The following is a 10,616-nucleotide window of genomic DNA, read 5'->3' as shown; positions in this document are numbered from 1 at the left end:
GAGTCCTTCGCCGGGGGGATCAGAGAGGCGTCGCAGATCATCCGGGTCGCCCTCACCGGATCGACCCGGAGCCCAGACCTGCACGCGATCGCCATGGTGATCGGCGAGCAGGAGGTACTGCGCCGGGCGGCGGCCCTGCTCGGGGACTGATCCGCAACGAGAGGAGCGAGCCGGGTGACAACTACCACGATCCGGCTGCGGCGATCTTCCGCGACGGCAGGCTCATGTTCACCGCCGAGGAGGAGCGGTTCAGTCAGGTCAAGGGAGCGCCCGGTGCGTTTCCCGCCGCCGCGATCGAGTTCCACCTGGCCGCGGCCGGTATTTCCGTCGACGATATCGACACCGTCGCCATCGGCTACGATCCCGCCTTCCGGACGGACCGGTTGAACGCGCAGGTTGGGCGCATCCGCGGCCGCCTCGGCCGCGTCACGGTTTCCGGTTACATCGGCGAAACCGTCATCGCGGAATCGACGACGCGGGAGCCGCGATCGGCGACTGCACGGCGAGCTTCCAGATACTCGGCGACAACCCCGGACGGTTGATCGCCGCAAGACTGCCCGGCCAGGGCGCGGTCGCCCCCGGACCCGACCGGACCGAGCCCGGGGCGACAAGGCATACTCGTCCCGGGCGATCCGCGCCCACCTGCGCCGACGCGGTATCGCAGCCACGATCCCAGTGCCGGCCGACCAGGCGGGCCACCGGCAACCCAAGGGCAGCCACGGCGGCCGTCCACCCGCCTTCGACTGGGCCGGAGCGTCGCGAATGCCGTGGAGGAGCCGCTCCGGGACGGGCCGTCGAGGCGACATAACCCGGCCGACGCACCCACGTGCTAGGGCGGCCACATCGACGGCTGCACCAGGAGGACGAAAGCCTCAGGGCGTTGCTGAATCTCATCGACATACCTACCTTGATGCAGCCGTCAGCGTCGCCTCTATTCAGGAACAAACGTTCCTGCTCTTGACGGTCACAATCAAGCCGGTCGACCGTGCCGGTGGCCAGAGTCTCGTCGAAGCCATCTGGGGCAAGAACATGCGCGGCAAATGCTGACGCGCGGGGCTCAGAATTCCCGGCGGACGCGCATCCGGCGTATCACCGCGACCGCACCGCCGACCGTCAGCATCAGCAGGAGCCCGGCACCGCCGCCCAACGCGACGAGCAGCTCGGTGTTCCGGCTGGGCTCCGCCGGGGACGTACCGGCCACCGGGCTGGCGGAGACGTCCGGTGTCGGCGTGGCCGGTATGTTTCCGGCGCTGGGTGTCGGAGCCGTAGGGCGCTCGCGGCCGGCGGTGAAGGTGACGTCCGAGCAGGAGTAGTAGGTGTCGGGCGTGTCCGAGGTCTGCCAGATCGTGTAGATCACATGGCGTCCGGTCTTGCCGCGCGGGAGCCGTCCGGCGAAGACGTAGGCGCCGTCCCGCCGCGGCGGGTCCTGCACTGTGAGGAACGGCTTGGCCTCCAGCGCCGACCAGGTCAGCGGGCGGGTGGGGCGGTAGCCGTCGCGCGTGACGTACAGCCGGAACCCGCCCCGGTGCGGGATCGAAACCCGGTAGCGGAAGGTGTGGCGTGCCGCGGAGGTCAGCCGGGACGCGGGCCAGTCCGCGCGCGGCAGGTCCAGCCCGCGGAACCGCTCGATGCCGGCGCTGCACAGCCGGCCGTCCGGGATCATCTGCCGGTCGCGGCCGCGCACGTTCGGGACGCGCAGCTCGTCCCATTCGGCGAGTGCGCTCCCGCTGACCTTCGCAGCGGCCCGGCAGGCGGCGCTCGCCCGGGCGGGGCCGCGCCCGGGCTCGCAACCGGTCGCACGGCTCGCCGGATCGTCCAGCGCCCCGTGCGCCCTGGCGGGAACGACCGGCACGACCGCCCCGAGCAGCACCCCGAGGACGCCCGCGACGCCCGCCACACGACAACCCACGAACAAGCCCCCTCACATAACCGACACTCCCAATACGCACCCCCATCCCGAACACGTTCACCCTCCGCCGAGCTGATGGCGCTGCACTCGCCGACGCTGACCAATGCGATCACGATCCACGACTTCCCGCTCGCGCATCCATCCGTCCAGCTGCTGCAGGACGGACGGGTTCTGGCCGTCGGTGCCAGGGCTCGATGGCGCCAGGACGGTCCGGATCGCGACGCGATCATCTACTCCGCCGATGGAGCAGCTCTGGCCGCCGAAACGCTCGGGAACGGCATCGAGCACGTCTTCGCCACCCGCACCGGCCACATCTGGGTGGGCTACTTCGACGAAGGCGTCTTCGGCAACTACGACTGGGGCGGGCCTGGCGGCCGGGAACCGATCGGCTCCTGCGGTCTCACACGCTTCTCCCCGAATCTGCAAATCGACTGGCGGTTCCCCTACCACGCGGACGAGCCGTGGGGCGTGATCGACGACTGCTACGCGCTCAACGTCGACGCGCACACTGTCTGGACGTGCTACTACACGGGCTTCCCCATCGTCCGCGTCCATGATGGAGAACTCACCGGCTGGGACGGCGACGGCACCGCTGCGAAAGCGCTCATCACCGACGGTTCACGCATCGCCCTGTACGGCGGGTACGGCGCCGACCGCGACCGCCTGGTCGCAAGCCAATTGACCGACAGCCGGATGCGAAGCACAGGAGAATTCCAGGTCGTACTACCGGACGGCCAGGAACTCCCCAGCGACGCGTGCGTCATCGGACGCGGCCCCGACCTGCACATTCTCACTTCCACGGATTGGCATCGGCTCAACCTCGGCGACATCCCAGCCGGACCATGACGCCGCCGGCGGGAGTCGGCAGTGCGATCACCAGCCCGCACGACCAGCGACATTTCCGTGAGCACGAACTCGAGAGCGTCGGGGACCGACTGACCCTGAACCAACATGTGGTTCACAACCGCTCTCAGGGTCCGGATCTGGGACAAGGTGTTGTTTAAAGTGTTTTGGCTCTTCGCGCAGACACGGAGCCGCAGGTGGGGTCGGCTAGCGACTCAGCGCAAGTCGATCTCGACATGGTGTTCCGCGAGCATGCCCAGCAGGTAGTCCAGGGTGATCGCCGGGCCCAGCCGATGCCGGTCGTAGCCTGCGACGAGGTGCTCGCGGGCGACGGCCGAGTCGTGCCATATCAGCCGAAAGGGTGCTCGCGCGCCGAACCCCCCACGGAGACAGTCGTCAAGGGCGCCGAGGTTCCAGCCGAAATATCCCCCTGGGCCGTTGATCGCCTCGCCGATTGCGCAGTAGAACCCTTCGATGTCGGTGACGAACCGGCCGTCGAGGTCGTAGGTGGTGTCGACCGATCGGTCAGGCGTACTCGACCGGTGACCGAGCGCCACCCCGGACCAGTGGTGGCGCAGCTCCCGGTCATAGTCGGCCCACAGATTCCTTTCGGCGGGCCGTCCGGCATACCAGTGCTCCAGGATGCCGAGAACACCGGTCGGCAGCGGCTCCTGCGGGTCGCTGTCGACGCTCACGTCGAGGAGTCCGGTGCCGTACCGGGACGGCTCGCCTGCCTCGACCGTTCCGGACGCCAGGGCGCCGATCACCTGGCCGACGGAACCATCGGCGGCGACCAGGTATACCTCGGCGCGGATCCGGCGGCGACGTAAGCTCGCCTTGCTTGACTGTCTGAGCGCGTCGAGCGCGGTCAGCAGAGGGGCTTCTGGTCGGCAGCCGAGGAGCCGGATTTGCGGCACGGGCGGCGCGGCCTGCTCGCGGAACACGCCGGTGATGTCCCTGCATGTGCCGTAGCGTGTCTCGTCCCGGCCTAGGAGGACGAATTCGGTGACGTCGTCGGGACGTGCCACAGCGTCCGTGCGATCGTAGATGTGGACGAACCCGTCTAGATCGATGTCCACTGTTCCGGGCATCGCCAGGTTTGGTCGTTGTGCGAGGACGACGATATCGGCAAGGTCCTCGCCCCACCAGGACGGCGAAGTGCCCGGCGGCCGTGGATGCGCGGTTATCGAGATGTCACCGACCCAGGCTCGTTCGGTGCCGAGTGCCTCGGCCGGCAGCCGGTCGAGCAGATCGGCCAGCGCGCCGTCCGGGATGCAGCCGACGAGGGTGAACGGCTCCCGCGGTCGGGGCGGCAGGTCAACCAACAGTCCTTCGATTTCCGCGCACAGCGCCAGCGGGATGTCGTCCTCGTACGAGCTCTCGAAGCCGACGTCACCAAGGAGCAGCCAGCGGGGGCCGACCGGATGATCCCACGTCCACCGCCGCTGCTCCGGCGGACGCCCAGTCTCGGAACCGGCGCCCGTCGTCACTCGGCGACTCTACCGATCTACCGACTGATGACGCCACGACGGAAGGGTGCATTCGTGCACCTTGGCCACGGCACCCAACCCCAACGCATCCGGTCAGCATGAGCGGTCGTTTGGCCCGGTCAGACGCGTACCGCGATCGAGGCCACGTCCCGCACCACCCGATCAACCACCTCCTTCAGCAGCCGACTCCTTCTCAAGGCACATTCCTGATCGTCCGCTCTGAGCCGTCCGGGACTGTCCTAAAGATCGTTTGGGTGGGGTGGTGATCCGGAAGGCTGGGGCCGTTGCCCTGGCCGGGAAGGATCACGCGTGACCAAGGGCAAGGACGAGATCGTCGGTGGGCTGGATGTGCAGCTGGCGGCCGAGTTGATCGAGAAGGCCAAGGCCGAGGGGTGTCGCTGGTCGGGCCGGACGGGCTGCTGGCCGGGATCAACAAGACGGTACTGCAGGCCGCCCTGGAAGCCGAGATGCGCGACCTGCGGCAGATTTACACCGCCCCGACCGAGGCCGCGGCCCAGCAGCGGTTCGCCGAGTTCGAGGCCGAGTGGGGCGACCGCTATCCGGCGATCATCCGGCTGTGGCGGGACGCCTGGCCGACGTTCACGCCGTTCCTGGCGTTCCTGGCCGAGATCCGCAAGGTCGTCTACACCACCAACGCGATCTGGGTGTTGTACTTGCCGGGCCGATCAAGGAGTTGCTCCCTTGACCGGCGCTCCAACCGGTTAGCCCTGACTCTGAACGCGATGGACCGCGAGGTTGTCTCGGATTCGAAGTGTCGGGCTGGCCGCGTGAGCGCGGACCCCCGCCACCTGGCTTGAAGAGAGCCTGCACCGACTCAACCCAGATCTGCCGGCATCGCGGGGTCCGCGTTGACCACCGTAGCCGCGGACTCCAGGGAGTGATTGGTGAAGCCGACGCATGCCGTCGCCGGTATCGACCCGCACAAGCACACTGCGACCATCGCCTTGATAGTTCCAAGTGGCGGTCGACGAGCGCCTGTACGCCCTCTTCCACCTGGTCGCGTTCCGCGGCCTGCGACGAGCTGAAGTCGCGGGGCTGTCCTGGCAGGACACCGATCTGACGGAGGCTGGGACGATCACTAACAGAGAAACGCTCGCCGACGAGGACGACGACACCAAGTCGGAGGCCGGCGAGCGAACCGTCGCCCTGGACGCGACGACCATCTCGGTGCTGCGGTCATGGCGCGAGCACCAGCAAAAGGAGCGCCTCGCCGCCGGAGCCGACATCTGGGTCGACCCGGGCCGCGCGTTCACCCGGGCGGACGGCAGACCCCTCCGTCCCCAGTGGATATCCACACGGTTCGACGACCTCATCGAAATGCACGGGCGCGCGTCCGTCGGCGGCATATCGAGGAGGGCTGGCCGCCGGACCAGATCGCGCGGCAGCACCGCGTCAGCGAAAGGGCCGTGCGAGGGGCGATCCAAGGCGTCCCGCTGCCGCCGATCCGCTTCCACGACCTGCGCCATGGGGCGGCCACGCTGGCGCTGCTCGGCAAGGTCGACATGAAGGTGATCAGCGAGACGCTGGGGCACTCACGCCACTCGTTCACCGCCGACACCTACACCTCGGTTCTGCCGGAGGTGTCGAGGGCCGCCGCAGAGGCCGTCGCGGCGGTCGTCCCGCGCATGTCCGTCGACGACGCGACAGACGAGCAGGCGACCTTCGGTGCCGCCGAACGTGATCTCGCTGACGGACGGCGCAGAAGCCGAACCGAACACGCAGGGTAGTCGTCCGGTGAGCCACCTTTGGGGCGCTGATACGGCAGCTGTAATTCAGGTCCTGGCCTGCTGTGATTATGGGGTGGTTTCGGCGTAGGTGTGCCAGGCGTGGTGGCAGGTTCGGGCTCGTTGTTGGTGGCGGCGGCGCCATAGTGACCATGCGTGCCGGTGTGCGGGGTCGCGGACGGGTGGGGGCACGACGGTTCCTCGGATGAGGCGGAGCAGTTCGGGCACGGTGATGGGGATCAATTCTGGGTCGTCGGCGTCGTCTGGGTGGTGTTCGGTGGCGGTGGTGACGGCGAGGTAGGTGTAGGCGAGCAGGGCCAGGCAGGTCCAGCGGTGCCAGGACCTCCAGCAGGTGGTCTGGCCTTTGTCCAGGCCGCAGGCCTGTTTGGCGAGCTGGTGGTCCTCTTCGATCTTCCAGCGCACGGTGGCGACGGCGACCAGGCGGGCGAGCGGGACGGGCCGGGTGCTGAAGCAGCGGTAGTAGGACAGTTTGCGGGTGTAGCGGTGCCGGCGCACCAGCAGGACCGCGCATCCGGCCTGGTCGCCGGACCGGTCGCCGGCCTGGCCGCGGTCGGGGGTGTCGTCGGGGGTGATGGCGAGCATGGCCCAGTCGTAGGAGCGGACGCCTTTGGTCCCGGTGCCGGTGCGCATGCGCTGCCATCCGCCGTCGCCGATCAGCCGGACGGCTTTGCGGGCGGTGGTGGTGTGCGGGCCGAGGGTGACGGTGTGGTCGTGTTTGACGGCCATCACATAGCCCATGCCCAGGCCGCGGACGGTGCGGCGCAGGTCACGGCCGCCGTACACCTCGTCCCCGGCCACGAAGGCGGCCCCGATCCGCCGGTCGCAGGCGTGGGTGAGCATGGCGGCGGCCAGTTGCGGCTTGGTCGCGAACTCGACCTGTTCGGGGACGCCGGCCAGTTCGCGGCGTTCCTCGTCGGCCGCCCAGTCGCGGGGCAGGTACAGGCGGCGGTCGATGATCGTGTGGCCTCGCGGGGTGGCGAGGGTGAGGTTCACCGTGACCTGGCACAACGCGACCCCGCCCAGGCTCCCCGAGTACTGGCGGGCCGCCCCGACGCAATCAGTGGAGGACTTGGCGTCGCCGGTCTCGTCCACGATGAACACCGCGTCCCCGCCGACGTCCCCGCAGCCGTCCGGGCCGGTCAGGTGCCCGGCGGCCCACAGGGCGGTCTGGTCCAGGACCTGCCGCTCATCCCATTTCGCCCTCGATAGCAGGTGCTGCAGCCGGTGCGGGCCGGTGTGCCCCAGCGCTTCGCCCAGCGTCCAGCAGTTGTGGTCATCCAGCTCCATCAGCAGGCCCAGCACGAAGTCACGGACCAGCCGCCGCGGCTCGCACCTGCGGAAACATCCCTCGATGCGGGCCATCACCGCGTCCAGGAAACCGGCCCGCCGCTCATCATCGGCATGCGCTATCGTGCCCCCGACGGCCGTCGGGATCTGAGTTTTCGTCACACAAAACAACGATTCGGGCGGCCGTCCTCACGTGTCCGGCACTCCACCCGATCGTGATCATCCCCAGTCGACCCGCCGACCAGCAGCGACATCCCCAATGTCACGATCTACAGCTGCCGTAAATGAGCACGAGAGAATATCTGGTATATCCTTGCGCAACATGGATCGCGGCCACTCCACTCCCACCATGGATGCGAATATTGCAAACGCCAAATAGGTGAACGGCGCACAAGCAGTCGTGATCAGCAGACAGTCAAGGAGCAGAGTCGCCAGCTGACGGCGACCGGTCGGTGGGCACAGGGACAAGCCACCGCTTCGCCAACCTGTGACAAGTGGTCTACGAGCTGGGAAAAATCGCATGAAGGGGGTGCCGACTGTGCTCCAGCTTCGCAGACCGTTGAGTTCGAGCTCCGAACGAATCGCAAGATACTCCGACTCTCTCGGAATATACCTGGTCTTGTATTTTACCCACACCGGCAAATACTCGTCGTCACGCAAAGGGATGAGCGGTTCATCACTCAATCGGATCTCTTCGCAATTTAGCGCCCGGCGGAGTTCGGGGGCGACGTTTTTCTGACTGCGCGTGACCTCTGCACTGACGAGCGCTTCCCAGATCACCGATCCCCATGGCTATGACCAACAAGGTGGTAGTTCCGGCCCTGTTTCTCGAGCTCCAACAAGAGGGCCAGCAGCTTGTTTGCAGCGCTCAGCCGGCTGGCCTGACTGTTTCGCCCGTCCCACCGGAACAGCTGAAAGGACTCTCCAAGTAGTGCTGTACCAGACGGGAGATGCGCTTGCATCCAGTTCCAGTTTTCACTTCCGCGCTGCCACCATCGAGAACCAGCATCCTCATCACTACTCGAAAACGTGCCGTGCACGAAGATGATCAGGTCAGGTTTCGTCGAGTTATCATATTCGCGCGCCCTTGAGTCCACGGGTGTCTCCCTCTCCATCCCTTCATAGTCCTCCGTGTGACGCTTCGGCGCCTGAGTACTTGAGCCAAGCCGACAGGGCGCTCGTACTCAATTGTGTACTCAGCCGTATCGGAGCACCGCAGAAGTCGTGCATCACGGTATCGGGATTCCTGGCCGACAGCGGACCTGCGCCCAACGTCCGTGCATGCGGACTGTTCCGAGCTCCAAACGTCCTCTTGTGCCGCAGATCGCGCTGTGAGGCGGCCCCATGGGCCAACCTCGTTCCAGTGCACCAGTAGGAATCACGATCCGTCCTTCGGCTCCGGCGGCGTCGGCGTGCTCGATACCGTGTCGGCATGCCGAGCGATGACAGCACGATCGGGGACGTTCCGCTCGCCGAGGGGATGGTCCTGTCCTTGCGGCTCCGGCACGATTTCACGGTGACCGACGCCGGCCGTCTCCTCACGGCTGCGCGCCGCCTCTACCGCGAACTCAATCCGGAGACGAGCGCCGACGAAGCCACCGGTACGGTGACCTGCGCCGCAGACGCATTGTTCGTCATCCTTGAGCACGCTGGCCTGCTCGGCGACGCAGCCACCGACCGGCTCTCCGGTCACGCTGCCGACGGGCTCGCAATCGGTGGATGGCACGCGCGAATCGTCCTCGGCGAACCGGCTCCCCTGTCGCCCGAACCCAGGACTGACTGTCTTCGGACTGACCGTCTTCGCGTTTCCACCCCGCGACCACGAAGTCTGATCACAGCACGGACGACCACTAGCGACCCGCATCTCTAACGCACTCATCTGCCGCTATGAGTTCTGTTTACTCGATCAGTTCGGCTGGGATTGGCCCCGAGGATCGCTGTGCTCGCCTGGTTCGGCCGACTGCTGCGTGGCCTGTTGATCCCCGGGGCGGCGGAGTTGGAAGCGGCGATCGGGAGTAGTGAAGACGTAGCGGGTTCGTCCCGGTTGCTGGGGGTGCGAGCCGCGTGCCACTAGCGTCGAGCTACTCAGCCGCATTTCCACAGGACCCAGGTCAAGCTCGTGACCCGCGACAGCAACGATAAGCGGCACGGCCAGCAGCAGCGTCTGCCCAAGGACAATCTCGGCGTCCAGGTCGGCGTTCAGATCGAGGATCAGGCACTGCTCCGACGGGTAGGTGAGGGTGACCTCCTTCCCTTGCAAGATCTTTGCGGCCAGGCGCCAGTTGTTGGCCTGGTCTGGAGTGAGCGAATTCAGATCGGGCACCACAATCCGGCGGCTGGTGTGGCGCTGGATGACCGAGAGCGCGTCGAGCAACTCGACGAGGCCGGCGAGCTCCTGCTGCCACTGCACTGGCCAGCTGAAACCCAGGTTCGGGTCGGACAAGCCCAGCTCGGGTGGGGTGTTACGCCTGCTGACCCGGCCGGTATTACCGGGGCGGCACGCTTGCAGGAAACGCAGAGCCCCCAGCACTGGGTCGACCGGCTGGCCTGTGAAGTCGCCCAGGCGCACCGAGCGAGTTCCGCTGCCCCCGGACAGGTTGTAACGATCCTCGAAGATAAAGGTGCCGTGCTCCTCCCGCAGCACAACCCTTGCGCCGTCGCTTCCTTGGCTCCGATCGATCCGGTCCAGATCCACCTCCGCGACCGTGTTTCCGCCCGCGTCGATCACCTCCAGGTGCAGTCCGGAATCCTCCCCCAGGTCACCACCGGCGACCGGCGCGATGGTGACTGTCGCGTTCTTGACTGGACCGCCCACGCCTCCGGGCGCGGTGACCTGCCCTTGATAGGCGCCCTGCGGGCTGGTGAACGGGGTGCCGTACCCGAAGAAGTCGCGCAAGGTCTCCCCAAAGCCGCTGCCGGGCGCGACTGTGAAACTGCCGCTGATGGTGATCGGACGCTCCTGCACAGCGGCCGCGCACCGAGCGATGACATCGACTGCGGCCCAGCGGCCAGTGCGCTTGTCGCCGGCGATCCAGGACATCACCAGGTTCGGACGCGAAGGTACCGGCGGGAATTGATCCTCACCGAACCTCAACTCGTAGCGGTAGTGCGGGTCGCCGTCCAGTACCGGCAGCGCCCCTTGAATACGCTCCACCAACTGCGCGGCATTCAGTTGGTGGTCCACACCACCGCCAGGGCCGCCGCCCGGCAGAGCGAACATTGCGGCGAGCGCCTGGTATGCATCCTGGATGCGGTCTCTGCCGCCGTGCAGGTAGTAGTCGACCACGCTGGGATACTGGGCGACGAGCCCTTCGACATAGG

At 67.0% G+C, this 10,616-nt stretch carries 10 protein-coding genes and 1 pseudogene; 5 read left to right on the top strand and 6 right to left on the bottom strand.

The features are described from left to right. The first annotated feature begins 18 nt into the window (after positions 1–18). Together AL2_RS39980 and AL2_RS39655 are read left to right on the top strand one after the other, a co-directional pair. Complete coding sequence (locus tag AL2_RS39980) at positions 19–150, top strand: hypothetical protein (RefSeq protein WP_305790683.1); 132 nt, start codon at positions 19–21, stop codon at positions 148–150. Further along, a complete protein-coding gene (locus AL2_RS39655; RefSeq protein ID WP_369688520.1) occupies positions 147–542 on the top strand; it encodes a carbamoyltransferase N-terminal domain-containing protein in 396 nt (131 codons plus the stop codon). Before AL2_RS39980 ends, AL2_RS39655 begins: the two co-directional genes overlap by 4 nt. Before the next feature lie 515 nt (positions 543–1,057). On the opposite strand, the gene AL2_RS35580 is transcribed toward AL2_RS39655, so the two are convergent. Continuing rightward, positions 1,058–1,909 (bottom strand): lytic polysaccharide monooxygenase auxiliary activity family 9 protein, encoded by an 852-nt coding sequence (locus tag AL2_RS35580; protein WP_067641683.1) that lies wholly within the window; start codon positions 1,907–1,909, stop codon positions 1,058–1,060. A 75-nt stretch (positions 1,910–1,984) separates the two neighbouring features. On the opposite strand from AL2_RS35580, the gene AL2_RS35575 reads away from it, so the two are divergent. After that, positions 1,985–2,755: a YxiH-YxzG fusion protein gene (locus tag AL2_RS35575; protein WP_067641678.1), complete on the top strand. Its 771-nt coding sequence runs from the start codon at positions 1,985–1,987 to the stop codon at positions 2,753–2,755. 212 nt (positions 2,756–2,967) lie between these two features. Here the strand turns inward: AL2_RS35575 and AL2_RS35570 are convergent, their stop codons facing one another. Continuing rightward, the gene (locus AL2_RS35570) at positions 2,968–4,242 is read right to left on the bottom strand and encodes a barstar family protein (RefSeq protein WP_210748777.1); all 1,275 of its coding nucleotides are present in this window, start codon (positions 4,240–4,242) and stop codon (positions 2,968–2,970) included. 470 nt (positions 4,243–4,712) lie between these two features. Between AL2_RS35570 and AL2_RS40295 the strand changes: the two are divergent. Further along, positions 4,713–4,904 (top strand): annotated as a pseudogene (locus AL2_RS40295) (transposase); the annotation flags it as partial. A 765-nt stretch (positions 4,905–5,669) separates the two neighbouring features. Next, positions 5,670–5,990: a tyrosine-type recombinase/integrase gene (locus AL2_RS40210; RefSeq protein WP_369688519.1), complete on the top strand. Its 321-nt coding sequence runs from the start codon at positions 5,670–5,672 to the stop codon at positions 5,988–5,990. A 66-nt stretch (positions 5,991–6,056) separates the two neighbouring features. Here the strand turns inward: AL2_RS40210 and AL2_RS35550 are convergent, their stop codons facing one another. The 4 genes from AL2_RS35550 to AL2_RS35540 form a co-directional block, all read right to left on the bottom strand. Further along, entirely contained in the window at positions 6,057–7,457 is a 1,401-nt protein-coding gene (locus AL2_RS35550; RefSeq protein WP_083947254.1) for an IS701 family transposase, read from the bottom strand. 614 nt (positions 7,458–8,071) lie between these two features. Beyond that, complete coding sequence (locus AL2_RS37920; RefSeq protein WP_157438579.1) at positions 8,072–8,392, bottom strand: hypothetical protein; 321 nt, start codon at positions 8,390–8,392, stop codon at positions 8,072–8,074. A 281-nt stretch (positions 8,393–8,673) separates the two neighbouring features. After that, positions 8,674–9,021: a hypothetical protein gene (locus tag AL2_RS37915; protein WP_157438578.1), complete on the bottom strand. Its 348-nt coding sequence runs from the start codon at positions 9,019–9,021 to the stop codon at positions 8,674–8,676. A 180-nt stretch (positions 9,022–9,201) separates the two neighbouring features. Further along, the coding region (locus AL2_RS35540; RefSeq protein ID WP_067641668.1) for a hypothetical protein at positions 9,202–10,616 on the bottom strand (1,415 nt) is incomplete at its 5' end.

It is taken from the genome of Actinomadura latina NBRC 106108, from assembly GCF_001552195.1.
GTDB lineage: Bacteria > Actinomycetota > Actinomycetes > Streptosporangiales > Streptosporangiaceae > Spirillospora > Spirillospora latina.
This window is presented reverse-complemented; position numbering and strand designations above follow the sequence as displayed.

Bases quoted from the DNA above. Each gene is read 5' to 3' on its own strand.
- AL2_RS35575 (WP_067641678.1), top strand. From the start codon at position 1,985: ATGGCGCTGCACTCGCCGACGCTGACCAATGCGATCACGATCCACGAC.